22 protein-coding genes are annotated in these 25,596 nt (G+C 66.9%); 15 read left to right on the top strand and 7 right to left on the bottom strand.

The features are described 5' to 3' along the window. Positions 1-41: 41 nt before the first annotated feature. The 3 genes from AB4Y98_RS03425 to ubiM all read left to right on the top strand — a co-directional run bounded on the left by AB4Y98_RS03425 (position 42) and on the right by ubiM (position 2,248). Complete coding sequence (locus tag AB4Y98_RS03425) at positions 42-587, top strand: DUF4019 domain-containing protein (protein ID WP_032975755.1); 546 nt, start codon at positions 42-44, stop codon at positions 585-587. A gap of 12 nt (positions 588-599) precedes the next feature. Further along, complete coding sequence (locus tag AB4Y98_RS03420) at positions 600-989, top strand: MAPEG family protein (RefSeq protein WP_312112989.1); 390 nt, start codon at positions 600-602, stop codon at positions 987-989. A gap of 80 nt (positions 990-1,069) precedes the next feature. Beyond that, positions 1,070-2,248: a 5-demethoxyubiquinol-8 5-hydroxylase UbiM gene (gene ubiM, locus AB4Y98_RS03415; RefSeq protein ID WP_442243770.1), complete on the top strand. Its 1,179-nt coding sequence runs from the start codon at positions 1,070-1,072 to the stop codon at positions 2,246-2,248. 15 nt (positions 2,249-2,263) lie between these two features. On the opposite strand, the gene AB4Y98_RS03410 is transcribed toward ubiM, so the two are convergent. Further along, positions 2,264-2,485 carry an RNA-binding S4 domain-containing protein gene (locus tag AB4Y98_RS03410; protein ID WP_025877723.1) on the bottom strand — a complete coding sequence of 74 codons (222 nt, stop codon included), beginning with the start codon at positions 2,483-2,485 and terminating at the stop codon, positions 2,264-2,266. A gap of 269 nt (positions 2,486-2,754) precedes the next feature. Between AB4Y98_RS03410 and AB4Y98_RS03405 the strand changes: the two genes are divergently transcribed. The 6 genes from AB4Y98_RS03405 to AB4Y98_RS03380 all read left to right on the top strand — a co-directional run bounded on the left by AB4Y98_RS03405 (position 2,755) and on the right by AB4Y98_RS03380 (position 12,948). Continuing rightward, on the top strand, positions 2,755-4,683 hold the full coding sequence (locus AB4Y98_RS03405) for a DEAD/DEAH box helicase (RefSeq protein WP_025877722.1): 1,929 nt from the start codon (positions 2,755-2,757) through the stop codon (positions 4,681-4,683). A gap of 188 nt (positions 4,684-4,871) precedes the next feature. Beyond that, on the top strand, positions 4,872-7,295 hold the full coding sequence (locus tag AB4Y98_RS03400) for a putative bifunctional diguanylate cyclase/phosphodiesterase (protein WP_442243769.1): 2,424 nt from the start codon (positions 4,872-4,874) through the stop codon (positions 7,293-7,295). Between the two features lie 728 nt (positions 7,296-8,023). Next, positions 8,024-9,688 (top strand): sensor domain-containing diguanylate cyclase, encoded by a 1,665-nt coding sequence (locus AB4Y98_RS03395; protein ID WP_442243768.1) that lies wholly within the window; start codon positions 8,024-8,026, stop codon positions 9,686-9,688. A gap of 34 nt (positions 9,689-9,722) precedes the next feature. After that, on the top strand, positions 9,723-10,445 hold the full coding sequence (locus AB4Y98_RS03390) for a pseudouridine synthase (RefSeq protein ID WP_223494621.1): 723 nt from the start codon (positions 9,723-9,725) through the stop codon (positions 10,443-10,445). A 151-nt stretch (positions 10,446-10,596) separates the two neighbouring features. After that, a complete protein-coding gene (locus AB4Y98_RS03385; protein ID WP_442243767.1) occupies positions 10,597-11,667 on the top strand; it encodes a diguanylate cyclase in 1,071 nt (356 codons plus the stop codon). 120 nt (positions 11,668-11,787) lie between these two features. Next, a complete protein-coding gene (locus AB4Y98_RS03380; RefSeq protein WP_442243766.1) occupies positions 11,788-12,948 on the top strand; it encodes an AAA family ATPase in 1,161 nt (386 codons plus the stop codon). Positions 12,949-12,987: 39 nt separating this feature from the next. Here AB4Y98_RS03380 and AB4Y98_RS03375 read toward each other — a convergent pair whose 3' ends face one another. Further along, positions 12,988-13,935, bottom strand: coding sequence for a DMT family transporter (locus AB4Y98_RS03375; protein WP_025877711.1), 948 nt, complete (start codon positions 13,933-13,935; stop codon positions 12,988-12,990). Positions 13,936-14,012: 77 nt separating this feature from the next. Here AB4Y98_RS03375 and AB4Y98_RS03370 point away from each other — a divergent pair, with 77 nt between their 5' ends. Beyond that, positions 14,013-14,630, top strand: a complete 618-nt coding sequence (locus AB4Y98_RS03370) for a Pr6Pr family membrane protein (protein ID WP_312785616.1) — start codon at positions 14,013-14,015, stop codon at positions 14,628-14,630. Here the strand turns inward: AB4Y98_RS03370 and AB4Y98_RS03365 are convergent. Further along, positions 14,551-15,429 (bottom strand): DUF72 domain-containing protein, encoded by an 879-nt coding sequence (locus tag AB4Y98_RS03365; protein ID WP_442243765.1) that lies wholly within the window; start codon positions 15,427-15,429, stop codon positions 14,551-14,553. The genes AB4Y98_RS03370 and AB4Y98_RS03365 overlap by 80 nt on opposite strands. Next, positions 15,426-15,869: a VOC family protein gene (locus AB4Y98_RS03360; RefSeq protein ID WP_442243764.1), complete on the bottom strand. Its 444-nt coding sequence runs from the start codon at positions 15,867-15,869 to the stop codon at positions 15,426-15,428. Before AB4Y98_RS03360 ends, AB4Y98_RS03365 begins: the two co-directional genes overlap by 4 nt. A gap of 110 nt (positions 15,870-15,979) precedes the next feature. Here AB4Y98_RS03360 and AB4Y98_RS03355 point away from each other — a divergent pair, with 110 nt between their 5' ends. Both AB4Y98_RS03355 and smrA read left to right on the top strand, forming a co-directional pair. After that, entirely contained in the window at positions 15,980-17,539 is a 1,560-nt protein-coding gene (locus tag AB4Y98_RS03355) for a serine hydrolase (protein WP_442243763.1), read from the top strand. 192 nt (positions 17,540-17,731) lie between these two features. Beyond that, positions 17,732-19,564, top strand: a complete 1,833-nt coding sequence (smrA, locus tag AB4Y98_RS03350; protein ID WP_025877703.1) for a multidrug efflux ABC transporter SmrA — start codon at positions 17,732-17,734, stop codon at positions 19,562-19,564. A 121-nt stretch (positions 19,565-19,685) separates the two neighbouring features. Here the strand turns inward: smrA and AB4Y98_RS03345 are convergent, their stop codons facing one another. Then, positions 19,686-21,494 carry a DUF885 domain-containing protein gene (locus tag AB4Y98_RS03345; protein WP_025877701.1) on the bottom strand — a complete coding sequence of 603 codons (1,809 nt, stop codon included), beginning with the start codon at positions 21,492-21,494 and terminating at the stop codon, positions 19,686-19,688. 112 nt (positions 21,495-21,606) lie between these two features. On the opposite strand from AB4Y98_RS03345, the gene AB4Y98_RS03340 reads away from it, so the two are divergent. Next, on the top strand, positions 21,607-21,963 hold the full coding sequence (locus AB4Y98_RS03340) for a GFA family protein (RefSeq protein WP_025877700.1): 357 nt from the start codon (positions 21,607-21,609) through the stop codon (positions 21,961-21,963). Beyond that, entirely contained in the window at positions 21,960-22,781 is an 822-nt protein-coding gene (locus AB4Y98_RS03335; protein ID WP_442243762.1) for a DUF4349 domain-containing protein, read from the top strand. Before AB4Y98_RS03340 ends, AB4Y98_RS03335 begins: the two co-directional genes overlap by 4 nt. Positions 22,782-22,822: 41 nt before the next feature. On the opposite strand, the gene AB4Y98_RS03330 is transcribed toward AB4Y98_RS03335, so the two are convergent. Beyond that, entirely contained in the window at positions 22,823-23,116 is a 294-nt protein-coding gene (locus tag AB4Y98_RS03330) for a hypothetical protein (protein ID WP_025877698.1), read from the bottom strand. Positions 23,117-23,185: 69 nt separating this feature from the next. Further along, positions 23,186-24,130 (bottom strand): LysR substrate-binding domain-containing protein, encoded by a 945-nt coding sequence (locus tag AB4Y98_RS03325; protein WP_442243761.1) that lies wholly within the window; start codon positions 24,128-24,130, stop codon positions 23,186-23,188. 116 nt (positions 24,131-24,246) lie between these two features. On the opposite strand from AB4Y98_RS03325, the gene AB4Y98_RS03320 reads away from it, so the two are divergent. Further along, the gene (locus tag AB4Y98_RS03320; protein ID WP_442243760.1) at positions 24,247-25,119 is read left to right on the top strand and encodes a DMT family transporter; all 873 of its coding nucleotides are present in this window, start codon (positions 24,247-24,249) and stop codon (positions 25,117-25,119) included. The last annotated feature ends 477 nt before the right edge of the window (positions 25,120-25,596 follow it).

Below are 25,596 nucleotides of genomic sequence, written 5' to 3'. Positions count from 1 at the left end.
TGGCGTAGACTGCGGTTCTTTCCATCGAACCGGCGGTGTCCATGAAGCGCGTGCTCCTGCTGCTGTCCCTGTTGCCCCTGGCTGCACTGGCGCAAACGCCGGCGCCGGCCACGCCTGCACCGGCCCCGGCTCGCCCCGCGCCGAGCGCACCGACGGCCGCGAAGCCGGCCACTGCTGCCGCGCCGGCATTGAGCCCGGCGCAGCAGGCGCAGGTGCAGAAACAGGACGCGGAAATGGGCAGTGCCGCATTGAAGGCCGCGCAACTGGTCGACGCCAATCGGGCCGGTGAGTTGTGGGACGGCGCCTCGGCGGTTGCCCGCCGCGCAGTGCCCAAGGCGGCCTTCGTCAGCCAGCTTGCCGCAGACCGCACGCGTCTTGGCGCGCTGGCCGGGCGTGGCCAGCCGACCATCACCCGCGTGAAATACGCTGCAGGTGCTGCCGTGCCCGAGGGCCTGTACATCAACGTCAGCTTCCCGACCCGTTTCGCCAACAGCGCGCAGCCGGTACGCGAGCTGGTGTCGTTCCGCTTCGACGAAGACCAGACCTGGCGCTTGGCCGGCTACAGCCTGCGCGCATCCAGCCCCTGACGGAGATCGACGATGGCCACCGAACTGACGATGCTGGCGTGGGCGATGCTGCTGGGTTTCGTCTACATCTTTGCCGCCTCCACCGTGGTCACCCGCGAGCGCGGGATGAAATGGAACGCCTCCGCACGTGACGACTCGTCCAAGCCGCTGAGTCCACTGGCTGGACGACTGCAGCGGGCGCAATCCAACTTCTTCGAGACCTTCCCGTTCTTCGCCGCCGCAGCGATTGCGGTGGTGGTGGCCGGGCGTGGCAGCGACACCACCGCGCTGGCGGCGCAGGTCTACTTCTGGGCACGCGTTGTCTACCTGCCGCTGTACGCAGCCGGCGTGCCCTATGTGCGCAGCCTGGTCTGGCTGGTGTCGATCGTGGCGATCCTGGCGATGGTGTTCGCGCTGCTGTGACGCGCAGCTGATCCAGATCAAGGCCGGTCAGGCACGCGGCGCTATGCTGGCCGCGACTGGATCAACGGCAGGAGGCGCGCATGCGCAGGATGGACGTGGTGGTGATCGGTGCCGGACCGGCAGGGCTTTGCTTTGCGCGCGCGCTGGCCAGCACTGGCCTGCAGGTGGGGCTGGTCGAGGCACAGCCGCGCCAGGCCCTGGCCGAGGCGGCCTTCGACGGCCGCGAAATCGCCTTGACCCATGCCTCGCGGCAAAGCCTGGAACAGCTTGGCCTGTGGCAGCGCCTGCCCGAAGCCGAGGTTGCCGAACTGCGCGACGCGCGGGTGCTGAACGGAGGTTCGCCCTTCGCGCTGACCTTCGCCAGCAGCCAGGTAGATGGCCAGCCGCTGGGCTGGCTGGTGCCCAACCATCTGATCCGCCGCGCGGCCTGGGAGGCGGTGCAGGGCCAGGAAGGGCTGGACTTGTTTGATGGCCGCAAGGTGCAGGCGGTATGCGCCGACAGCCAGGGCCACGTGGTGCGCCTGGATGATGGCAGCGAGCTGCATGCGCGGCTGCTGGTATGTGCCGACAGTCGCTTCTCCGGCACCCGCCGCATGCTCGGCATCGGTGCGCAGATGCGTGACTTCGGCAAATCGATGCTGGTCTGCAGGATGCAGGTCGAACGCGATCACCACCACACGGCGTGGGAGTGGTTCGGCTATGGCCGCACGATGGCGCTGCTGCCGCTCAACGAAGGCCAGGCATCGGCGGTGATCACGCTGCCGCCGCGGCAGATCGAAGCGCTGCTGGCGATGGATGAGATCGCGTTCGGGGAGGCCATCAGCGGCTTCTTCGAACACCGCCTGGGACGCATGCAGCCGGTGGCCACGCCACAGGCCTATCCCCTGGTCGGGGTGTATGCGCACCGCTTCGTCGGCGAACGTTCGGCACTGATCGGTGATGCCGCAGTGGGCATGCACCCGGTCACCGCACATGGTTTCAATCTGGGCCTGGCCAGCGCGCAGCGGCTGGCGCAGGGCATTGCCGAGCAGCAGCGACGCGGAGCGGACATCGCCGCGGCCGGCATGCTGGGCCGCTACCAGCGCGGGCATCGGCTGGCGGCGCGGCCGCTGTATGAAGCGACCAATGCGATTGCCAGCCTGTATACCGACGACCGCCGTCCGGCGCGCCTGTTGCGGGCGGCCGGGTTGCGGGTAGCGCAGGGGGTGGCACCGTTCCGGCAGTTGATTGCCGCCCACCTGACCCAGCGCGTGGCCTGACGGCCACGCGGTGACTTACGCGGCGGCCAGGACGCGGATCTGGCTGTCGTTGAACTCGACCACCTGGCCTGCGCGGATCTTGCAGGCCTTGCGCAGCTCGACCTCGCCATCGACCAGCACCAGACCTTCGCTGATGACCATCTTGGCTTCGCCGCCGCTGGTGACCAGGTCGGCCAGCTTCAGCAACTGCTTGAGTTCGACGTAATCGCCGTCGAGGTCGAATTCGAGGATCTGCATGGAACGGGTTTCCTGGGGCAGGCGCTGCAGGACAGGGCCCGCGGCGGTAAAATGGGCGCCTATTGTGCGCCACGGCGGGCCGTAAAGGCATGCCGTTGGCTTCCTGTACACCTTGTTCAGGCACAGTGCGGTATCATTCCGCTCTGAGCGAGTAAAACCTCAGCTCCAACCGAGCAGCGCCAGGGCACGCGATAAGAAGGGCGCCCAAAGCGCGGAATCCCCCTTTTTTTTCGCCTGCCATGCTCGTGGCAGTGCCTTCGGAGTTCCCCATGTCCCAAGAAACCCAAGCGCAGCTGCAGTTCGCGCAGCTCGGCCTGTCCGATTCTGTCATGCAGGCTGTCACTGCCATCGGCTACGAAACGCCGTCGCCGATCCAGGCTGCCACCATCCCGGCGATGCTGGAAGGCCGCGACGTGCTGGGCCAGGCCCAGACCGGTACCGGCAAGACCGCGGCCTTCGCGCTGCCGGTGCTGTCCAACATCGACCTGCAGCAGATCAAGCCGCAGGCCCTGGTGCTGGCCCCGACCCGCGAGCTGGCCATCCAGGTTGCTGAGGCGTTCCAGTCCTATTCCTCGAAGATCCCCGGTTTCCGCGTGCTGCCGGTGTACGGCGGCCAGCCGTATGGCCAGCAGCTGACGGCCCTGCGCCGCGGCGTGCACATCGTGGTCGGTACCCCCGGCCGCGTCATCGACCATCTGAACCGCAGCACGCTGGACCTGTCCGAGCTGAAGACGCTGGTGCTGGACGAAGCCGATGAAATGCTGCGCATGGGCTTCATCGACGACGTCGAAGCGGTGCTGAAGAAGCTGCCGGAGAAGCGCCAGGTGGCGCTGTTCTCGGCCACCATGCCGCCGGCCATCCGTCGTATCGCGCAGACCTACCTGAAGGACCCGGTCGAAGTCACCATCGCGACCAAGACCACCACCTCGGCCAACATCCGCCAGCGCTACTGGTGGGTGAGCGGCATGCACAAGCTGGACGCGCTGACCCGCATCCTCGAAGTCGAGCCGTTCGACGCGATGATCGTCTTCGCGCGCACCAAGGCCGGCACCGAGGAACTGGCCAGCAAGCTGCAGGCCCGTGGCCTGGCCGCTGCCGCCATCAACGGTGACATGCAGCAGGCGCAGCGTGAGCGCACCATCGCCATGCTGAAGGAAGGCAAGCTGGACATCCTGGTCGCCACCGACGTGGCCGCTCGTGGCCTGGACGTGGAACGCATCAGCCACGTGCTGAACTACGACATCCCGTACGACACCGAAAGCTACGTGCACCGCATCGGCCGTACCGGCCGTGCTGGCCGCAGCGGTGAAGCAATCCTGTTCGCCACCCCGCGCGAAAAGGGCATGCTGCGCCAGATCGAGCGTGCGACCCGCCAGCCGATCGAAGAAATGCAGCTGCCGAGCGTGGAAGCGGTCAACGACAACCGCATCAACAAGTTCACCTCGCGCATCACCGAGACGCTGGGCCAGGGCGGCCTGGACTTCTACCGCCAGCTGCTGGAGCGTTTCGAGTCCGAACAGAACGTGCCGGCCATCGAAGTGGCCGCCGCACTGGCGAAGATGATGCAGGGCGACACCCCGTTCCTGCTGCAGCCGCCGGTGCGTGCACCGCGCGAAGAGCGTGCGCCGCGCGAGCGTTTCGAGCGCACTGAGCGCCCGGAACGTGGCGACCGCAACGAGCGCGGCCCGCGCTTCGAGCGTGGCCCGCGTCGTGACGATGCCGAGGGTGGCTTCGAGCAGCGCCCGCGCCGTGACGTGCCGCCGCGCGGTGCACCGGAGCAGGGCATGGAGACCTACCGCATTTCGGTGGGCCACCAGCATGGCGTGAAGCCGGCCAACATCGTCGGCGCCATCGCCAATGAAGCCGGCCTGGAAAGCCGCTTCATCGGTCGTATCGACATCCACGACGACTTCTCGCTGCTGGATCTGCCGGCACAGATGCCGTCGGACGTGCTGACCCACCTGCAGAAGGTCTGGGTGTCCGGCCAGCAGCTGCAGATGCGCCCGTTGGCGGCCGGTGAAGAGGTCAATCCGGCGCCGCGTCCGTTCAAGCCGCGCTTCGACAAGCGTGGTCCGGGCGGTCCGGGTGGCCCGGGAGCTCCGCGTCGCAGCGGTCCGGGTGGCCCCGGCGGCGACCGCGACAGCCGTCCGCCGCGTCGTGATGGCTTCAACAAGCCACGTGGCCCGCGCAGCTTCTAAGCCGCGCTGAAGTAGACGAACAACGCCAGCCTCCGGGCTGGCGTTGTTGTTTGCATGGCGCCAGGGCGGCCCGGCCGCCGCTGCCGATCACCGGCCGGGTCCGGTTTCGCATGGCCCACACATCACCGGTTCTAGGCTGGCGCAGTTCCGTAGGAGATTGTCACCGCAGCACATTCGGGGGATCCAGGATGGGTAGAAGTGGCATGGACCAACAGCGTCGACGGGTACCGATGACCCGCGGGCTGGGACTGCGATTTGCGCTGTTGACGGGCATGGCGATCGGCTTGGTCGCGCTGTCGGCTGTGATCCAGGAGCTGCAGGCGGCATCGACCGCATGGATCGCAGGGCAGGGCTACTGGTCGCGGGGGCAGCAGGACGCCACCGCAGCGCTCAGCCGTTACCTGGCGCGTGGCCATCTGCAGGATCTGCAGGATGCCCAACGGGCACTGCAGGTTCCGTTGGGTGACCTGCAGGCCCGCAAGGCGCTGGAGCAACCCGAACCGGACGAGGCGACAGCCCGCGCCGGTTTTCTGCGTGGGGGCAATGCCCGCGCCGACATTCCGCGGCTGATCTTCTCGTTCCGCCATGCGCGCAACGTCGGAGCCTTCCGCGAAGCCACCTGGTTGTGGCGGCAGACCGACGCAAACCTGCTGGCCATGCAGTCGCTGGCGGAGGAACTGCAGCGGCGCCATGGCTCGGGACCGCTGGACGAGGCGACCGTGGATGACTACTTGCATCGGCTGCGTGGCATCGACCACCAGCTGCGCGGGCAGGCGCAGGCGTTCTCGCAGGCACTGCTGCGCATGGCCCGCGCGGTGCGCATCGCGACCCTGGCCGTGGGCGGCCTGTCGGTCCTGCTGATCAGCCTGATGGCGGTGGCCCTGGCGCGCCGGGTCGGCAAGGACCTGACCGAGCATGAGAGCCGCTTCCGGGCTGCCTTCTACCAAGCCAACGTCGGCATGCTCAAGCTGGATGCCGGCGGCCGGGTGGTGGAGGCCAACCAGGCGATGGCCGACATTCTCGACCATCGTCGGGACGTGCTGCTGCAGATGTCGCTGGCCGAGCTGCTGATGGAGGGCGAGCTGGTGATCGATGAAAGTGGCCGAATCGACTGGGAACGTCAGCTGCGACCGGGCGAACTGCGTTTCCGGCGTCGTGATGGCAGCCTGGTGTGGGGACGCTGGAGTGGCACCGGCGTGCGCACCGCCAGCGGTGGCCTGTCGGTGTTCGCCATCGTCGAGGATGTCAGCCAGAACCATGCGTTGGCACGCGAGATCGAACACCACGCCAGCCATGACCCCCTGACCGGCCTGATCAATCGCCGCGAGATCGAGCGCCTGCTGGAAAAATCGCTGCTGCAGGTCCGCTCCGACGGTGGAACCCATGCACTGGGCTACATCAACCTGGACCACTTCAAGCTGGTCAACGACAGCTTCGGCCACGCGGCCGGCGACCAGATGCTGCGCAGTTTCGCCGAGTACCTGGTCGGTGCGGTGCGCGATGGCGACTGGGTCGGCCGCCTGGGGGCGGACGAGTTCGCGGTGTTCCTTGCCCGCGCCAACCAGGATGAAGCCAAGCGCGTGTTGCAGCGGCTGATCCGCAACCTGGGCCAGGCTACCTTCCCGGTCAGCGAGGGCAGCCCGCAGTTGAGCTGCAGCGTGGGCGTGGTCGAAGTGACGGCCGAGGCGCTGGACGTGAACTGGTTGATGAGCGCGGCCGACAGCGCGTGTTATGCGGCCAAGCAGGCCGGTCGCAACCGCGTGCATTGCTTCAACGAAAACCGGCTGGCCCTGGAGGAGCGACGGCTGGAGGCCGAACGCCTGCAGGGCGTCAGTCGCGCCATGGCCGAGAACCGGATGCTGTTGTATGCGCAGCGCATCGCCAAAGTGGGTGATCCGTCCTACCTGCACTACGAGGTGCTGGTACGCATGCGTGACAGTGACGGCGTGCTGCACCTGCCGGGCCAGTTCATGCCCGCGGTGGAGCGCTATGGCATGGCGGTGGTGTTGGACCGGCACGTGCTCGGGTTGCTGTTCCGCCACCTGCAGGTGTGCCCGGCGCACGTACGCCAACTGGGCCTGTGCAACGTCAATGTGTCGGCCCAGTCGATCGCCGAGCCGGGATTCCTGGCCTTCGTCTGCGACCTGCTGGAGCGCAACCGCGCACTGGCGTCCAAGCTCTGTTTCGAGATCACCGAAACCGCGGCCATCGGCAACCTGAGCCAGGCGCGTGCCTTCATCGACGCGGTCAAGGCGCGCGGCTGCCGGGTGGCGCTGGATGATTTCGGCTCGGGCCTGTCCTCGTTCGGCTATCTGCGGCAGCTGTCGGCGGACATGCTGAAGATCGACGGGGCATTCGTGCGCGACATGGACACCGATCCGGTCAGCCGTGCCAGCGTGCGCGCGATCAGCGAGCTGGGCCGCGAACTGCAGATGGAGGTGGTGGCCGAGTGGGTGGAGACCACCGAAATTGCCGAGGCGCTGGCCGGGATGGGCGTGCAGGGGCTGCAGGGTTATGCCATCGAACGGCCGCAGCCGCTGGAACGGCTGACCCTGGCTGACCTGCGACCGATGCGGTTGGTCGGCACGCAGGGGCCATCGGCTGTCGGCTGAAGGTGCTGCGGCCGGGCGGCGCCCGGCACCCTCAACCTCAACAGCAACAGCAACAGCAACAGCAACAGCAACAGCAACAGCAACAGCAACAGCTGCATTCCGTGGGATGGCGGGGTGGGTCCGGTTGCGGGGGACGCCGCAAGTACGTCCCTGTAGGCTCGGTCGCGCCATCCATGGCGCTCACGCCCCCGCAACCGGACCCACCCCGCCTTCGACAGGTTCCGGCTGCTGTTGGTGGGTGTCGACCTTGGTCGACACGTAGATCCACGCCATGCGCGGATGATATCCAATCCATTCATTGATTTCGAAACGGTATGAACATCCATCCACGCACGGCGTGGATCCACCAGATGGCGGGACACTGTCAGGGGTGGGGCGGTATGGGCAGGCAGGACCGTTGGCGCCATGGGCCCGAGGCATGCCCTCGGGCGGGTTGGGCAGGACGCCCAACCCCGGTCTTGCCGTGTGCGCAGGACGGCGCACACGAGCAAGGCGCCATCGAGCCCCCATGGATGGGTTTACGGCGTGTCCTGCTTGCCCATACCGCCCCGCCCACCTCGGTAGCCGCTTTCGCTGTTGCTTCGGCTCCGGCCTCTGCGGGTGCCGGGCGGCAGCCCGGCCAATACCCCCGCCACTTTGGTCTACACATCGGTGGTGCATTCCGCTGCGATAATGCCGCCAGGGGCGACGCGCAGTGGGCGCGGACGTAAGCAGGAACAGGACGTGGCGTGGGCGGCAGGCAGGTGCGTTTGGAAACAGGGGCGGTGCTTGTCCTGCTGCTGGTGTGGTTGGCGTTGCCGTGGCTGGGCCATGCGCGCAGCGTCGACGCCGGCCGCGATTACCTTCTGGTCGGCACCGCGACAGCCGAACCTACGCCCCATCGCGCGTGCACGCCGGAGATGCTGGCCGGGCCGCGCCAGCAGACACGGGTAAATGCACCGCCAGAAGGCTGGTCCGGCGAGCCGCAGGCGCTGGATGTCTTCAACATCTTTGCCGGCGAAGTGCGGCTGCAGCACGGTGATCGCGAGATCTGCGGCAACATGCAGGATGCGCGCACCCGCGATTCGCGCTTTCGTGCGGGCATCGGCATAGTGGCGGTACCCGCTGCCGGCAGCCACGAGCCCTTCCTGGTTTCCTGGCAGACGCCGCTGAAGGCGCGCTGGGTTCCGACATTGCAGCTGGGTGCGCCCAGCCCGGTGCAGCAGAACGACACTGCCCGGCTGCTGGTGCGCGCCGCATGCATCGCCGTGGCAATCGCGCTGGCGCTGTCGGCACTGATGGCCTATCTGACCACCCGCGACCGCAGCTTCCTGATGTATATCGGTGCCACCCTGGTGCTGGTGCTGTGGCAGTCGATCCTTGGCGGTCTCAGCGGCTATCCCGAGCCCTGGCTGCGGGTCGGCGGGCGCGGTGACTGGTGGCTGCTGGCGCTGACTGCGGCGACCCAGGCACTGGTGTTGCCGGCGCTGTGGCGCCTGAACGGCGGTGACCGCGTGCTGCCACGTTCGCGCGTGGGTCAGCAGCTGGTGTTGTGGTCCCTGCTCACGCTGGCGGCACTGGTGCCGTGGTTGCAGCGCGATGGACTGGTTGTGGTCGCACAGGTCCTGCAGTGGAGCTTCATTGTCGGCTGTGCACTGTCGTTGGCGATGGGCATCTGGGCACGCCTGCGCGGCGATGTCTGGTCGCTGGCCGGGCTGGCCGCACTGGCGCCGATGCTGGTGCTGATCGTGGCCGACGCCGCCAGCGCGCATTGGTTGATGGAATACCGGGTGGAGGCCCTGCAGCTGGCGGTCACCTGGCTGCTGATGATGGCGGCCTATGCGCTCAACCTGCGCCTTGGCCGGCTGCGCCAGCAGCGTGATGAAATGCGCCAGCTCGCCGAGACCGACATGCTGACCGGTCTGCCCAACCGCCGTGCCGGCCTGCACCAACTGGCCCAGCATCTGCAGGGCGGCGAGCGCGAGAGGGGGCTGCTGGTGATCGGCTTCCTCGATATCGATCTGTTCAAGGACATCAATGATCGCCATGGCCATGAGGTCGGCGACCAGGTGCTGGTGGCCGTGGCCCGCGCGCTGCGCGCCGCTGTCCGCAGCGAGGACCAGGTAGTGCGGATGGGCGGCGAGGAGTTCCTGCTGCTGTTGCCGGGAATGCCACGTGAGATCGCTGCCGCGCGCCTGGAACGCCTGCGCCAGCGCATCACCGAGACCTGCCGGGACCTGCAGGTGCCCGGCCTGGAAGTGACCGCAAGCATCGGTCTGGCACAGTGGCGGCCAGCCGAAGATGACCTGGCTGCGCTGCTGCGACGGGCCGACCACGCCATGTACGTGGCCAAGCGCAGTGGCCGCAACCGGGTGTTCGATGGCGAAACCGAAGAACCGTTGACCACGGCATGAGGCGGGAAGGGCGGCGATGCCTGATAATGGGGCGATGACCAGCCGACTCAACAAATATATCGCCGACACCGGCTTCTGCTCCCGTCGTGAGGCCGATCGCCTGATCGCCGCCCGCCGGGTTACCGTCAATGGCCATGCCGCCGGCACGGGCGCGGTTGTTGGCGAGGATGACAAGGTGCTGGTCGACGGCCAGCCGTTGCGCGTGCGCACTGCCCGCAAGCCGGGCGCCCGCCGCCACGTGTACATCGTGCTGAACAAGCCGGTGGGCGTGACCTGCACCACCGAAAGCACGGTGAAGGGCAACATCGTCGAATTCGTCGGCCATGAACAGCGTATCTTCCCGATCGGCCGCCTGGACAAGGAATCGGAAGGCCTGATCCTGATGACCAGCAACGGCGACATCGTCAACCAGATCCTGCGCGCCGAAAACGGTCACCAGAAGGAATACCTGGTGGCGGTGAACAAACCGGTCACCGACGAATTCCTGCGCGGCATGGCCCGCGGCGTACGCATCCATGACCAGATGACGCTGCCGTGCAAGACCTCGCGGATCGCCAAATTCGGTTTCCGCATCATCCTGCAGCAGGGCCTGAACCGGCAGATCCGGCTGATGGCGGCCGAGTTCGGCTACCGCGTGACCCAGCTGCGCCGCGTGCGTATCGACAACATCAAGATCGGTGCACTGAAGCCGGGCCAGTGGCGCAACCTGACCGAGCAGGAGCTTCACGGCCTGTTGCCGCAGCAGCAGGACTGGTAAGCAACGACCGGTAGTGCCGGCCGCTGGCCGGCAACTGCACGGTGCTGGCAATGAACATCAGGGAGCCTACCAACGGCCGGCACTACCGGAATGCAGATTGGCCGCCCGCATCCGCTAGACTTTGCGGCGACCTGCCGGAACGTGACGCTGCATGATCAAGCCCGACAAGCCTGCCAACGAAGCGCTGCGCCTGGAGGCGCTGTACCGCTACCGGATCCTCGATTCCGAGCGCGAACGCTCGTTCGATGACCTGGTGGCCATCGCCAAGGCGGTGTGTGGCACGACCATGGCGGCCGTGACCCTGATCGACGTCGAGCGCCAGTGGTTCAAGTCGATGCAGGGCATCGCCGCGACCGAGAACCTGCGCAGCGAGTCGATGTGCGGCCACGCGATCCTGCAACCGCAGGAAATCATGGTGGTTGAGGATGCATTGCAGGACGTCCGCTTCCACGACAATCCGGTGGTGACCGGCGACCCGCATGTGCGCTTCTATGCCGGTGCGCCGTTGATCAGCAGCGACGGCCTGCCGCTGGGAACCCTGTGCGTGTTCGACGCGCGGCCGCAGCAGCTGGCGACCGACAAGGCCGAAGCGTTGGCCGCGCTGTCGCGGCAGGTGATGGTGGTGATGGAGCTGCGCCGTTTCGCCCTGGATATCCAGCGGCACATGCTCGAGCGCAACGATTACGAACGCCTGCTGTCGGAGTATCACGATGTGCTGCTGGCCCAGAATGCCGACCTGGCCGAACAGAGCCGTACCGACGCTCTGACCGGCCTGCCCAACCGGCGGGCACTGGCAGCAGCGCTGGACGAGGCGGTGATTGCCGTCGATGGCCGCGACCGGCAGACCTGCGTGGCCCTGCTGGACATCGATCATTTCAAGCACATCAATGATTTCCAGGGCCACGCGACCGGCGACCGGGTGCTGGCCGAACTGGGGGCGCTGCTGCGCTCGCACTTCGCCGGTGGGGGTCTGGCCGCGCGCTATGGCGGCGAGGAATTCGTGGCACTGATGCCGGACGCGGACCTGCGCACCGCCGAACTGCAATGCGAGTTCCTGCGGGTGGCCGTGTCCAACCTGCCGCTGGGCTTCCCGGTGACCATCAGCATCGGTGTGGCGCAGCACCAGCCCGGTGAAACGTCCGAGCAGACTCTCGCCCGTGCCGATGTGGCGCTGTACCGGGCCAAGGGCGCCGGCCGCAACCGGGTGGAAGTGGCGCCCTGACCGCCCGCGCGGCTGCGGTAGATCCACGCCATGCGTGGATGGCCTGGGCCTTTGCGTGCAGTCGCAGCCATTGCGATACCCGTACGGCACCCTCAACGTCTCACCGCAAGGACGTCGACCATGCTGCAGACCCTGGCCATCGCCAATTACCGATCGCTGCATGCGCTGGTGCTGCCGATGCAGCGGCTCAACGTGGTCACCGGCGACAACGGCAGTGGCAAATCAAGCCTGTACCGCGCGCTGCGCCTGCTGGCGGAAACCGCCCAGGGCGGTGTTGCAGCGGTACTGGCGCGGGAGGGTGGATTGGGCTCGGCGCTGTGGGCCGGTCCGGAAAAGATCGACCGCCGCGTGCTGGCCGGTGAGATTCCGTTGCAAGGCGGGCCGCGACAGGAGTCGGTGGGGCTCAAGCTGGGCTTCGCCACGGATGAATTCGGCTACGCCATCGACCTCGGATATCCGCCGCCTAGCCGATCGGCCTTCGCGCTGGACCCGCAGATCAAGGCCGAATCAATCTGGGCGGGCCCGTTCCTGCGCAGCGCCAATCTGCTGGTCGACCGCCGCGGTGCGCTGGTGCGGCAGCGGCACGCGCGCGGCTGGGACCTGGTGGACGACCGGCTTTCGCTGTTCGACAGCCTGTTCACCCAGGTGGGCGATCCGCAGCGCATGCCGGAAGCCATCGCCTTGCGCGAGTACATCCGCCGTTGGCGCTTCTACGACCACTTCCGCAGCGATGCCGATGCGCCGGCGCGACAACCGGCGATGGCGACCCGTACGCCGGTGTTGCACCACGACGGCCGCGACCTCGCCGCCGCCTGGGTGACGATCATGGAAATCGGCGATCCGCAGGCGCTGGCGCGCAGTGTAGAGGATGCGTTCCCGGGGGCGACGGTCAGCTTCGAGGAACTGGATGGCCGGCTCGCGCTGCGTTTCCACCAGCCCGGTCTGCTGCGGCCACTGTCGATGGCCGAACTGTCCGACGGCACGCTGCGTTTCCTGTTGCTGGCAGCGGCGCTGCACACGCCTCGGCCGCCGCCGCTGCTGGTGCTCAACGAACCGGAGACCAGCCTGCATCCGGATCTGCTGCCGGCGCTGGCGCGCCTGATCATCGCCGCCAGTGCGCGCAGCCAGGTCTGGGTCGTTTCGCATGCCACGCGCTTGATCGCCGCGCTGGAACAGGCACCGCAGTGCCATTCAATGCACCTGCACAAGGAACACGGGCGTACGCTGCTGAGCGGGCAGGGCCTGCTGGATGCACCGGCCTGGCATTGGCCGCAGCGCTGAGACGGGTGCCGCGAAGATCCACGCAATGCGCGGACGCGCTCAATCGGCGATGTTGCGCGCTTCGGATGTTCCGAGGATTTCAGGATGCTGCACGCGCTTGCGGCGGTTGAGCAGCGGATGCAGGAACACGGCACCGACGATGATCGCCACGCCCAGGTAGAACCACGGGGTGACTTCATGCTGCTCGCGCAGCAGCACCACGGCCAGCAACACGGCGTAGACCGGTTCCAGGTTGGTGACCAGCTGCACGGTGTAGGCGCTGAGGTGGCGCAGCGCGACCAGGGCCAGGGCGAACGGCAGCAGCGTGCAGACACCGGCCAGCACCAGCAGCAGGATGCCGTCGTGCAGGTCGGGAACGATCCACAACGGGCTGGCCAGCGCTGGCAGCAGGTACGGCATCAGCGGTGCCAGCAGGGTCAGGGTGAGCGTGCCCGCGCCAAGTTCCAGTGCGGTGACCGTCAGCGGATCGGCATGGCTGACCATGCGCTTGTTGAGCGAGCCGAACACTGCCACCAGCAGGGCCGAGAGCGCACCGATCAACACGCCCAGGCGCATGCCGTCGGGCACGCCGCCCACCACCAGCGCCACACCGGGCAGCACGGCCAGGCCGAAGGCCAGTTCGCGCAGCTGGAAGGGACGCTTGGCCACCCAGGGCTCGATGATCGAGGTGAACACCGGTGCCAGGGCGATGCAGGTGGCGGCAACCGAGGCATTGGCCAGCTTCACCGCGCCGTAGAAGGTCAGCCAGTGCAGGGCCACCAGCGCGCCGATACCGGCATAGCCGGCGACCAGCCGCAGCGGCAACGTGCGCAACCCGCGCCAGACCCGCGGCAGCAACGCCAGCATCGCCACCACCAGCAGCATCCGCCACCACACCAGCGGCAGCGCCGGCAGGGTGATCAACTTGCCGAGGATGGCGGTGACGCCCCACAGCAGGACACAGAAGTGGATCTGCCAAAGCGCTTTGCGGGTGTCGGGTGTGCTCATCGGCGTATTGTGAGGCAAGCCGCATCGGCGGGCGATGCCTGTGGCATGCTCGCGGCGTTGCCACGAGGGAGCCGTGCATGCCTGCTGCCCGTTTTCTTCTGCTGCGCGGCTGGGCGCTGTTGACCGCGCTGGTCGCGGCAGCATCGCTGCTGCTGCAGTTTGCCCTGCTGATGCGTGGCATCGGCGCCAGCCTGGGACTCGGCGTGGCGAGCCTGCGCTTCTTCAGCTACTTCACCATCCTCAGCAATCTGGCCGTGTGCCTGGGCTGCCTCTGGCTCTGCAGCGGCCGCGCACTGCGACCTACGGTAGCCGCCACCCTGGCACTGTGCATCGGCGTCACCGGCCTGATCTATCTGCTGGCGCTGCAGGGGTTGTGGCAGCCAACTGGCCTGCAATGGTGGGCCGATGTCGGCTTGCACTACGTGGTGCCGCTGCTGTATCTGGCCGGTTGGGCGGGGCTGCTGCCACATGGTGGCCTGCGCTGGCGTGCGTTGGGTGTGGTCCTGCTGGTGCCGCTGGCCTACCTGGGCTGGGCGATGCTCACGGCCTCGTGGCTGGGCAGCGCACCGTATCCGTTCCTGGAAGTACAGCGGATCGGTTCGCGTGCATTCGGCCTCAGCGTGCTGCGCGTCGGCGGGGTGTTCGTGCTGGGCTGGACACTGCTGTGGGCAGTGGATCGCTGGCGCCGTCGATGACCCGCTGCAGTGCCATCGCCGCCGCCGGATTGCGCACCTTGCCGGCACCGATGCACAGCAGGTAGACATCGCGCGGCGCGGCAGGGGCCGGTGCGGCCAGGCAGGGCAGGTCGTCCACCGCCTCACCCCGGGCCCAGCACCGCGCGCGCGTGGCCCAGCGCTGCTGCATCGGCTGGGGAAGACCTTCGGCCAGTCTGGCCTGGCTGCGTTTGATCCGTGCATAGACGAAGCTGGCGGTGATGTCGCCATGCAGCGGCGATTCGTCGCTGTCTTCGATCACCAGGGCCACGCCATGCCGGCGCGCCGCTTCCACCAGTTCCGGCCCATGGACGCATGCGTTGCGCACCTCCAACGCATGCTGCAACCCCGTTCCATCCAGCTGCTTGGGCAGCTGTGCCATGAAGGCATCCAGCGCCGCGGCATCGGCCGGGTGCTGCGGGTCGAACTGCCAGAGCAACGGGCCCAGCCGGTCGCCCAGCGCGACGGCCGCCTGCAGGAACGCGCTGGCCGCCTCGATCGTGGACGACAGGTCGCGACGCTGCGCCAGATGACGCGGGGCCTTCATCGAGAACCGGAAACCTTCCGGCGTCTGCGCTGCCCATTGCGCGCACTGGGTCGCTGTCGGGGTGCGGTAGAAGGTGCCGTTGATTTCGATGCAGCGCAACGCGCGGCTGGCATAGGCCAGCTCTTCGCGTTGGATCAGGCCGGGCGGATAGAAGGCGCCACCACGCCATTGCGGGAACACCCAGCCGCCGATACCGCAGCGCACCGGCGCCGCAGACCCATGCCGTGCCGTCATTGCGTGTGTTCCCCCCGCCACGGATCGTAACTGCCGAACCACCACAGGTAGCCTTCCGGGTCGGCACAGGCATAGCCACGTCCGCCGTAGGCCTGGTCGGCAATGTCGATGACGATGCGCGCACCGGCAGCCTTGGCACGGACGTAGTGCGCGTCGACATCGGTGACGATCACGCAGGCACTCTGGGTCTGCCGGCCACCGACTTCATCGGGCATCACCGCCAGCTTGGCCCATTCGCCGCTGTTGCTGGCAGATCCGAGCATGATCATGCCCTGGCCGAATACCAGCTGGGCGTGATGCACAGTATCGCCGTCGGCATGCACGGCCTGCGCGTGGAAACCGAACGCGCGCTGCAGCCAGTCGATGGCGGCCAGCGCATCGCGGTAGCGCAGGCACGGAATGATGGTGGAGCCGTTGCTGCTCTGGCCGTTCGCACCCATGACACCCCTCCTATGGCACAGGGCAGGCTGCACCCGGGGCCGTTACCATCGCGCGAAACCCCGGTGACGGCCTGCACATGGCCGCTACCCCTGTTCGGAGATGGTGCTGGATGAAAACCTGGATCGGAGGAGCCGTGCTGCTTGCGTGCACGACCATGGCCAATGCGGCGACCCCGCAGCAGCTGCAGGACCTGGATGCGACCGTGGAGCGCGTGCGCGCGCAGTTCGACGTGCCCGGTATCGCCGTGGCCGTGGTCAAGGACGGGCAGGTGGTGCTGGAACGCGGCTGGGGCGTGCGTGAGCTGGGCAAGCCGGCGCCGGTCGAGGCCGATACCCTGTTCGCCATCGCCTCCAACACCAAGGCCTTCACTGCCACCTCGCTGAATCTGCTGGCCGAGGACGGCAAGCTGAAGATGGACGACAAGGTGATCGACCACCTGCCATCGTTCCGCATGTCCGATCCGTTCGTGACCGGGCAGATGACGATCCGAGACCTGCTTTCCCACCGCAGTGGCCTGAGCCTGGGCGCAGGCGACCTGCTGTTCTGGCCGACCACCTCCTACAGCAATGCCGAAGTCGTGCAGCGCCTCGGCCAGGTGCCGCTGAAGGGCGGTTTCCGCGAGCGCTATGCCTACGACAACATCCTGTATGCGGTCGCCCAGCAGGTGATCGAGCACGTTTCAGGCATGAGCTACCAGCAGTTCCTGCAGACACGCATCTTCGACAAGGTCGGCATGGCCGGCACGCGCTACAACGCCGATCACCTCAAGGCCGGTGACAACGCTGCGGTCGGCCACGCCAAGTACGATTTCAAGGACCTGCGCACCGTTGCACCGTTGACCTGGTCGAACAATGCCGGTGCCGGTGGCATCTATTCCAGTGCCCACGACATGGCACGCTGGATGCAGGTGCAGCTGGCCGAAGGCAAGCTGGCCGATGGCACTGCGCTGTTCACCGCCAAGAGCCAGCAGCAGATGTGGCAGATGATCACGCCGCAGACGATCCCGGCGCCGAGCGTGCCGGAGCTGGCACCGGCGCGGGCCAACTTCGCCGGCTATGGCGAGGGCTGGAGCCTGAGCGACTATCGCGGGCAGAAGCTGGTCTGGCACACCGGTGGCTGGCCGGGCATGGTTTCGCGGCTGACCCTGGTGCCGGGCGAGAAGCTGGGCGTGGTGGTGCTGACCAACCAGGAAGTGGGGGCCGCCTTCAATGCGATCACGCTGAGCGTGCTCGATGCCTACCTTGGCGGTGAAAAGCACGACTGGGTGGATGCCTATGCCAAGGGCGTGGCCAAGGGCCAGGACAAGGCCGACGAAGCGTGGGCCAAGCACCAGGCCGAGCGTGACAAGGGTAGCAGGCCGTCGTTGCCGCTGGCCGGATATGCGGACACCTACCGCGACCGCTGGTATGGCGACATGGTGGTGACGGCGGAAGGCAAGGGCCTGCGCCTGCGCTTTGCGAAGACGGCACAGCTGAGCGGCCGCCTGGAGCACTGGCAGCACGACACCTTCATCGTGCGCTGGGACGACCGCTCGCTCAATGCCGATGCGTTCGTCAATTTCAGCCTGGACCCGGATGGAAAAGTGCGCGAGGTGCGCATGCAGCCGATCTCGGACCTGACCGATTTCAGCTTCGATTTCCAGGACCTGCTGTTCACGCCGGTGAAATGACGCCGCCGGGCGCGGCGCTACCGTTTGGCCGAGCGGACGGGTAGCGCCGGACCACGTCCGGCGAGCGCGTAGCGCGGTTGCAGGCGATCCGCCGGGCATGGCCCGGCGCTACGCGGAACCGGTGGTGATCGTCGGCCGGCGTACACACGCGGCGTGGGATACTCCGCCGGCTATCGGTGGCGAGGGAATGCGATGTTCCGTTGGTTTGAATCCCTGATTCCGGTGTTTCCGCCCATTGACGGGCGCATGCCGCCGCGCACCGTGGTGCCGTTCTACCTGCACTACCTGCGGCCGGTGTGGCCGGTGCTGCTGGCCACTCTGGTCGCCGGCCTGTTGCTGGCGCTGGTGGAAGTGGCGATGTTCGATTTCCTCGGCCGCATCGTCGACATGGTTGCCGAGCAGCCCGGCGCGGACTTCTTCCAGCGCCATGCCGATACGCTCGGCTGGATGCTGTTCATCACGGTCATCGCGCGCCCGATCCTGGTCGGCCTGCACAACCTGCTGGTCAACCAGGCCATCGTGCCGGGCCTGAGCAATCGATCGCGCTGGCTGATGCACAACTACGTGGTGCGGCAGAGCCTGAGCTTCTTCCAGAACGACTTCGCCGGCAGCATGGCCAACCGGGTGATGCAGACCGGTACCTCGCTGCGCGAGTCGGCGGTGCAGATGGTCGATTCGCTGTGGTACATCGTGGTCTATACCGGCACCGCGCTGTACCTGTTCGCGCAGGCCGACTGGCGGTTGATGGTGCCGCTGATCCTGTGGCTGCTGGCCTACGTGGTGATCATGATCTACTTCGTGCCGCGCGCGAAGGAACGGGCCTGGATCGCCTCGGAGGCGCGCTCCAAGGCGATGGGACGCATCGTTGATGGCTACACCAACATTCCCACGCTGAAGCTGTTCGCCCATGGCGGCCGCGAGCAGGCCTATGTTGCCGATTCGATCCAGGAGCTGGCGGTCAAGCACCGCGCGCAGACCCGGATCACGACCGGCATGGACCTGACCATCGCCATCGTCAATGGTTTCCTCATCGCCGGTACCTGTGGCCTGGCGCTGTGGCTGTGGAACGGCGGACACATCACCGTCGGCGCGATCACCCTGGCAACCGGCCTGGTGATCCGCATCCACAACATGTCCGGCTGGATCATGTGGACCATCAACGGCATCTTCGAAGACATCGGTACCGTGCAGGATGGCATCACCACCATCGCCCAGCCGCTGACCGTGCAGGACCGCGAGGATGCGGTGCCGCTGCAGGTGACTCGTGGCGGTGTGCACTTCCAGGATGTCCATTTCCATTACGGCAAGAAGGGCGGCGTGATTGCCGGCCTGGACCTGGTGGTGAAGCCGGGCGAGAAGATCGGCCTGGTCGGCCCCTCCGGTGCCGGCAAGTCGACGCTGGTGAACGTACTGCTGCGGCTGTACGACCTGGAAAGCGGTCGCATCCTGATCGATGATCAGGACATCGCCTACGTCACCCAGGAAAGCCTGCGCCAGCAGATCGGCGTGGTCACCCAGGACACCTCGCTGCTGCACCGTTCGATCCGTGACAACCTGCTGTACGGCCGCCCGGATGCCACCGACGCGCAGCTGCGCGCGGCCGTGGCCAAGGCGCGCGCGGAGGCCTTCATCGACACGCTGGTCGACGGGGAGGGGCGTCGTGGCTACGACGCGCATGTCGGCGAGCGCGGGGTGAAGCTGTCCGGTGGCCAGCGCCAGCGCATCGCCATTGCCCGTGTGCTGCTGAAGGACGCCCCGATCCTGGTGCTGGACGAGGCGACCTCGGCACTGGACTCGGAAGTGGAAGCGGCCATCCAGGACAACCTGGACGAGCTGATGGGCGGCAAGACGGTGATCGCGATCGCCCATCGCCTGTCGACCATCGCGCGCATGGACCGGCTGGTGGTGATGGACCAGGGCCGCATCGTCGAGACCGGTAGCCATGCCGAGCTGATCGAGGCCGGTGGACTGTACGCGCGGTTGTGGGCACGGCAGACGGGTGGCTTTGTCGCCGCGGAGCAATGACCAACGCCGCACGGTGGATGCGCAACAGTAGATCCACCCCATGCGTGGATGCCGTGCAACACGGATAAAGAAACGGCCCGGGTTTCCCCGGGCCGTTTTCATTCACCTCACACCCGATCCATCACTCGATCGGCTGGTCCAGCATCAGCTGGCGTGCGAAGCGCACCGGCGGGGCGCCGTAAGACAGCATCTGGTCGTGGTAGGCCTTCAGGTTGAACTTGTCACCCAGCTTGTCCTGCATCGCCTTACGGGTGTCGAAGTGTTCCTGCGCACCGACGAAGTAGGTCGGCAGCTGAGCCGAGGTCAGCTGCGCACGAACCCACTTGCCCGAGGCTTCGCTTTCCTGCTGGAAGGCGTCGTGGGTCATCAGGTGCATCGCCTTCTCGCGATCCCAGTTGTCCACGTGCACACCCTGGTCGAGGATCGCGTTGGAGATGGTGCGCAGGTAGAATTTCAGCTGCACCAGGTGGAACAGCGGATCGTTGTTGAGATAGCCCTGCTCCTGCATCATGCGCTCGGTGTAGACCGCCCAGCCTTCAGCGAACAGGCCCGAGCGCAGCACCGCGCGCAGGGTGGAGGGGAACTTGGCCGAATGCCAGCCTTCCAGGTAGTGGCCCGGTGTGCCCTCGTGGATGCTGAGCAGGTGGATCATGCGTGAGTTGTATTCGCGCAGGAACGAATCAACCTGCTTGTCGTTCCAGTCGTCCGGAATCGGCGAAACCGCGTAGAAGGTCTTCAGGTTCTTGTCCAGCGGGCCCGGCGAATCGCAATAGGCCACGGCCACGCCACGCTGGAATTCCGGCATCAGGATGATGTCCACCGGCGCGTCGGGCAGGGTCATCAGGTCGTGCTCGCGGACGAACGCAGTGGACTGCTCCAGTGCGGCCTTGGCGTCGTCGACGACCTTGTCGCGCGCCGGCTTGTCAGCGTAGGCCAGCTCCAGCGCGGCCTCGATCGCCTTCTGCTGCTGTTCGTCGGTCGGCTGCGCCGGCATTTCCGGTGCGCCCGGCTTGTCCTTCAGCACGGTCTGCGCGATGCCGTACATGTCCTCGCGCACGCGCTTGAGTTCGGCGCGTGCACGCTCACCGATCTCCTGCCGCGACAGCGAGGAATTCAGCGCGAACTTGAGCTTCTGGTCGTACTTTTCCGCACCGATGCGGAAGTCACCCTTGGCGTTCGGCACCAGGGTCTTGTCCAGCCAGGTCTGCTGTTCGTCCACGGCCTTCTTCAGGCCGTCGATGGCGGCCTGCAGGCGCTGCTGGTCGGCCTGCGGCAGCTCGCCGATGTGCGGGGTGATGAAGGTATCGACGATGCTGAGGATGCCCTTGTTCTGCTTGGCCACCGTCTCGGCATGGATCTTCGGCACGCGTGCCGGATCCAGGTTTTCGCGGGCCTGGGCGAAGATCGCCGGCAGTTTCTCCATGCGCGCGGTGGCGGCCTTCAGGCGCTCGGGCAACGGCGCGAACTCGCGTGCCATCAGGCCGTAGATCGCGCTGCCGGCAACGCCGTTGTACAGCTGCGGATCCCACTTGCCGGACTGCATGACCTCGGCATTCCAGATTTCCGACTGCAGCTGGTTGCGCAGGATCGCTGCATCCACCTGGTTTTCGCGGCCCAGCTTGGCCACCTCGATCTTGTCCAGCTCGCCCAGCAGGCCCTTGTAGGCGTCCACGGTCTTCTGCTGGCCAGCCGCGCTCAGGTCGTCGATCTCGCTGTCATAGCGGTGGTCGCCGATCTGGGTGGCGCTGACCGGAGACAGCTGCATCCAGGTATCCAGGGCACGCTTGGACAGGTCGGCGAAGGCGGCGTCGACCGCCGCATCACCAGCCTGCTGGCTGGCGGCCGGGGTGGAACCGTTGGTCGGGGCATCGGCCGGCTGGCAACCGGCCAGGGCGGCGACGAGGGCGAGGGCAAGAAGATGCGGGCGCATCGGCATTCCTGTACGGGGTCAATCCTCGAGCATAGGCCCCCGGGGCTGCTTTGTCCCCGTGCCATAGGATTACCATGGGCGCATACAAGGACTCTCCAGCGGAGCGCGGGACATGGAATACCAGGGAAGCTGCCATTGCGGCAGGATCGCATTCACCGTGCAGGCCGACGCCCCCATCAAGGACGTCATCGACTGCAACTGCTCGATGTGCCGCCGCCGCGGCAGCCTGCTCTGGTTCGCCCCGCGCGAGGCGTTCCAGCTGGGCACCGATATCGCCGACGTGGCGACCTACCAGTTCAACACCCATAACATCGATCACCATCACTGCCGTGAGTGCGGCACCGCGCCGTACAGCGAGGCGGTGGATCCGCGCAGCGGCCTGCCGATGGTGGCGATCAACGTGCGCTGCCTGCCGCAGGTCGAGCTGGGTGGGTTGTCGATCACCGCGTTCGACGGAGCCTCGCGATGACGGCGCGGCGCGCGTGGACGCGCCTGATGATCGTGCCGGCATTGCTGCTGGCGCTGGCTGCCTGCGCCAAGCAGGGTGAGAGGGCCGCCGATGCCGGTGGTGCCGGTGGTGTCGCCGAAGCGGGCGTAGCCTCGCCTGAAGGCGCGTTCCTGGCCTATGAGCACGATGTGCAGGTGCAGCTGGAAGCAGCGCAGATCGCCCCGCGCATCCAGCAGGTCGCGCAGGCGTGCCAGAACGCGAAGTTCGGTGAGTGTGCGGTGCTGCAGGTGGATCAGCGCAGTGGCGAACAGCCCAGTGGCGAGGTCAAGGTACGCATCGCGCCGAAGGGCGTGGAGTCACTGATCGGCCTGGCCGGCGAGGGTGGCACGCTGCAGGCGCGCAACACGCGTGCCGAGGATCTGGCCCAGCAGGTGGCCGACACTGCGCTGACCAAGGCACGGCTGGAGAAGGAGCACGCGCGGTTGCTGTCCTACCAGGACCGCGGCGATCTGAAGATCGAGGATCTGATGGCGATCACCACGCGCCTGTCGGAGATCGAAGCGGGTGTGGAGCAGGCCACCAAGGATGCCGCCCAGCAGCGCAGGCGCATCGATACCCAGCTGGTGACGATGCATTTCGACACCACGTCGGGCCAACGCAGCCGCAGCGAAATCGGCGAAGCCCTGAGCGAGTCGGGCAGCATTCTCAGTACCAGCGTGGCATTCCTGATCCGTGCCGCCGCCGCTTTGCTGCCGGTGGGCGTGGTGGCGCTGGTGATGGCCTGGGTCGTCCGTGCGCTGATCCGTCGCCGCCGCCGCAAGCTGCCGCCCGCAGTCTGACCGGCACAGGAGTGCCGGCCGCTGGCCGGCACTCCCGCATCTCAGCCTTCGTCGGTCTCGTATTCGACGAACACATCCAGTTCCAGCGCCAGTTCCTGCACCGCATCGCGGACCTTCTGCGCGGTGCTTTCGTTGCCCACTTCCACTTCCAGTTCGTGGGTGCCCGGGCCGATGTCGTCGGAAAGGCCGGCCGAGCTGGAATCATCGTCATCCATGTGCGGCATCAGGTCGTCGGTCTCTTCGACGTGTTCGATGCCTTCCAGGCCGAGCAGCAGGTCGCTGATCGCGCGGGCATCGTCTTCGGTTCCGGTAATTCGCAGTCGCAGCAGGGCCATGGCGGAAGCACGTTGTGGGGTTCGCCTGCAGCCTAGCCAGCGCTGGGCAAAGATCGGGTGAGGGCGCAGTCAGCCGGGTGTGGTCGGGCGGCCCAGCAGACTGTCCGGCAATGCAGGAACCGGCGTACGTTCGTCCTGCGCCTGGCCCAGCAACCAGTCGATGAACAGCCGCGCAGCGGGGCTGGGCGGCCGCCCTTCGGCATGCACCACGTAGTAGGCATAACGCGCCTTCAGCGCAGGCCCTGGCAGGCGCACCAGCTCATAGCGCTGCAGGTACGGCTGGGCGACGTGGGTGCGTGCAAGCACCGCGCCCATGCCATACACCGCTGCGCGCATCGCGTCGGTACTGTCGGCGAAGGTGTGCATGGCTGGCAACGGCGACGGCGGGCGCACGCCGGCATGGCGGAACCAGTCGCGCCACCCCTGTGGTGACAGATCACTGAGCAGCGGCAATTCGGCGATGCGTGCCGGGTCTTGCAGTGCTTCGACACCGGGCAATGCCGGGGATGCTACGGGAAAGAGGTTATCGTCCATCAGGTGCTGCGCGTGCAGTCCGGGCCACTGGCCCAGCCCATAACGGATGCCGACTTCCGGGCCGTTTTCGTCGTAACGGTCGAGGCCACTGCCGGTGTGCAGTTCGATGCGGATGTGTGGATGGGCCTGGGTGAAACGCGGTAGCCGTGGCAGCAGCCAGCAATACGACAATGAGCGCAGCGTAGCGATCCGCAGCGGCACGCTGTCCGCGTCCGGCTGCAGATGGTGGGCGACGGCAGCGACATCGGTAAACGCGGCGCTGGCGGCGTCGGCCAACTGCCGGCCTTCGGCCGTCAGCCGCACCCCGCGCGCATGGCGGAGGAACAGGCGTGTGGCCAGCACCTCTTCCAGGCGGCGGACATGGTGGCTGACCGCGCTGGCGGTCAGATGCAGTTCCTGCGCCGCCTGGGCGAAGTTCTGATGGCGCGCGGCGACCGCGAAAACGGCCAGCGCAGGAAGCAGGGAAGGGCGTAGCAGCATGTCCAGCCTCAAACCATATTTGTGGCTGGCAGCGATACTACGCGCTTGTGTGGCGGGCGTCTGCGTCCGATCCTGTGTGGCCAGACCTGCTGCACGATGACGGACGGACACAGCACATGAATGCGATACCCCAGGCGACCGAACGTGATTGGCGCACACCGCTGGAACTGACCCTGCTCGGCGCGATCTGGGGCTGCTCGTTCCTGTTCATGCGGGTGGCGGTGCCCTCGTTCGGCCCGTTCGCGCTGGTCGAGGTGCGGCTGGTGCTGGGCGCACTGGTGCTGCTGCCGTTCCTGTGGCGCGCCCGCGCGCAGTTCCCGCCGCGCCGCTGGCTGTGGCTGGCACCGATCGGTCTGGTCAATTCGGCGTTGCCGTTCGTGCTGTTCGCTTACGCCGCAGAGCGTGCGCCGGCCGCCATCGGTGCGATCTGCAATGCGATGACCGTGCTGTTCGCCGCGTTGATTGCGTTCCTGTTCTTCGGCGAGAAGATCGGTGTGCGCCGCGCCGGCGCGTTGCTGGTCGGCTTTGCCGGCGTAGTTGTGCTGGCCACGGCCAAGATCTCGGGCCTGAGCATTGGTACCGCGGTGCTGGCCGGTGCGGCGGCGTCACTGCTGTACGGTCTGGGCGTGAACCTGGTGAAGCGGCACATGACCGGGTTGCCTTCGGCCGCGGCCGCCGCTGCCACGTTGTCGTGCGCCTCATTGTGGTTGTTGCCGCTGGCGCTCACGCATCTGCCGCAGGGGCCGATTCCGGGCAAGGCATGGGGCGCGGCGATCGCGCTGGGCGTCGTCTGCACCGGATTCGCCTTCCTGATGTTCTATCGCCTGATCGGCCGCATCGGCCCGTCGCGTGCGTCAACGGTGACTTATCTGGTTCCGCTGTTCGGTGCTGCGTTTGCCTGGCTGTTCCTGGGCGAAGCGGTGACGGTGCAGATGTTGATTGCGGGTGCGTTGATTCTGGGCAGCGTGGCGGTCAGCCAGAAGGGCTGAGGCTCATTGGCGCTCACGCATCGGTAGCGCCGGGCCATGCCCGGCGAGCCCTTTTCCGTGGCTGCGGGGAGGTGTCACTTTCTTTGCTCGTGCAAAGAAAGTAACCAAAGAAACACGCCGCCACACCGCGAGCCGCCGTGCTTCGCACGTCGGTCCCCTGCGCTTCTCGGCGAATCAGGGGACGGTGCCGAACTCGCTGCGCTCAGACATCGGACCTCTTCGCCCCTGATTCCCCTGCGATGCTCGGCTCGCTCAAGGCGGACTGAAAGGTCAAGATCAACAGCAAATGCATCCACGCATGGCGTGGATCTACTGGGTGCAGCTGTGGCCTTTGACCTGGGTCCGCCTTGAGCGAGCCGAGCACCGCAGGTCCGGCGAGGGCGAAGAGGCGCGGGTGTCTGAGCGCAGCGAGTTCCCGCGCCGTCCCTCGGCGGACCGAGAAGCGCAGGGGACCGACGTGCGAAGCACGGCGGCTCG

Origin of the sequence: Stenotrophomonas sp. 2YAF26 (assembly GCF_052114625.1) — a bacterium.
Classification (GTDB): domain Bacteria; phylum Pseudomonadota; class Gammaproteobacteria; order Xanthomonadales; family Xanthomonadaceae; genus Stenotrophomonas; species Stenotrophomonas indicatrix.
The sequence above is the reverse complement of the archived record's forward strand: the minus strand, read 5'-3'. Positions and strand labels throughout refer to the sequence as shown.

What these genes read in the sequence shown, in the direction of transcription:
- AB4Y98_RS03405 (WP_025877722.1), top strand. Translation starts at nt 2,755, where the DNA reads ATGTCCCAAGAAACCCAAGCGCAGCTGCAGTTCGCGCAGCTCGGCCTG.
- AB4Y98_RS03335 (WP_442243762.1), top strand. Translation starts at nt 21,960, where the DNA reads ATGACGGCGCGGCGCGCGTGGACGCGCCTGATGATCGTGCCGGCATTG.
- AB4Y98_RS03340 (WP_025877700.1), top strand. Translation starts at nt 21,607, where the DNA reads ATGGAATACCAGGGAAGCTGCCATTGCGGCAGGATCGCATTCACCGTG.
- AB4Y98_RS03360 (WP_442243764.1), bottom strand. Translation starts at nt 15,869, where the DNA reads ATGGGTGCGAACGGCCAGAGCAGCAACGGCTCCACCATCATTCCGTGC.
- ubiM (WP_442243770.1), top strand. Translation starts at nt 1,070, where the DNA reads ATGCGCAGGATGGACGTGGTGGTGATCGGTGCCGGACCGGCAGGGCTT.
- AB4Y98_RS03330 (WP_025877698.1), bottom strand. Translation starts at nt 23,116, where the DNA reads ATGGCCCTGCTGCGACTGCGAATTACCGGAACCGAAGACGATGCCCGC.
- AB4Y98_RS03410 (WP_025877723.1), bottom strand. Translation starts at nt 2,485, where the DNA reads ATGCAGATCCTCGAATTCGACCTCGACGGCGATTACGTCGAACTCAAG.
- AB4Y98_RS03390 (WP_223494621.1), top strand. Translation starts at nt 9,723, where the DNA reads ATGACCAGCCGACTCAACAAATATATCGCCGACACCGGCTTCTGCTCC.
- AB4Y98_RS03325 (WP_442243761.1), bottom strand. Translation starts at nt 24,130, where the DNA reads ATGCTGCTACGCCCTTCCCTGCTTCCTGCGCTGGCCGTTTTCGCGGTC.
- AB4Y98_RS03385 (WP_442243767.1), top strand. Translation starts at nt 10,597, where the DNA reads ATGATCAAGCCCGACAAGCCTGCCAACGAAGCGCTGCGCCTGGAGGCG.
- AB4Y98_RS03355 (WP_442243763.1), top strand. Translation starts at nt 15,980, where the DNA reads ATGAAAACCTGGATCGGAGGAGCCGTGCTGCTTGCGTGCACGACCATG.
- AB4Y98_RS03320 (WP_442243760.1), top strand. Translation starts at nt 24,247, where the DNA reads ATGAATGCGATACCCCAGGCGACCGAACGTGATTGGCGCACACCGCTG.
- AB4Y98_RS03345 (WP_025877701.1), bottom strand. Translation starts at nt 21,494, where the DNA reads ATGCGCCCGCATCTTCTTGCCCTCGCCCTCGTCGCCGCCCTGGCCGGT.
- AB4Y98_RS03370 (WP_312785616.1), top strand. Translation starts at nt 14,013, where the DNA reads ATGCCTGCTGCCCGTTTTCTTCTGCTGCGCGGCTGGGCGCTGTTGACC.
- AB4Y98_RS03425 (WP_032975755.1), top strand. Translation starts at nt 42, where the DNA reads ATGAAGCGCGTGCTCCTGCTGCTGTCCCTGTTGCCCCTGGCTGCACTG.
- smrA (WP_025877703.1), top strand. Translation starts at nt 17,732, where the DNA reads ATGTTCCGTTGGTTTGAATCCCTGATTCCGGTGTTTCCGCCCATTGAC.
- AB4Y98_RS03420 (WP_312112989.1), top strand. Translation starts at nt 600, where the DNA reads ATGGCCACCGAACTGACGATGCTGGCGTGGGCGATGCTGCTGGGTTTC.
- AB4Y98_RS03365 (WP_442243765.1), bottom strand. Translation starts at nt 15,429, where the DNA reads ATGACGGCACGGCATGGGTCTGCGGCGCCGGTGCGCTGCGGTATCGGC.
- AB4Y98_RS03400 (WP_442243769.1), top strand. Translation starts at nt 4,872, where the DNA reads ATGGGTAGAAGTGGCATGGACCAACAGCGTCGACGGGTACCGATGACC.
- AB4Y98_RS03375 (WP_025877711.1), bottom strand. Translation starts at nt 13,935, where the DNA reads ATGAGCACACCCGACACCCGCAAAGCGCTTTGGCAGATCCACTTCTGT.
- AB4Y98_RS03380 (WP_442243766.1), top strand. Translation starts at nt 11,788, where the DNA reads ATGCTGCAGACCCTGGCCATCGCCAATTACCGATCGCTGCATGCGCTG.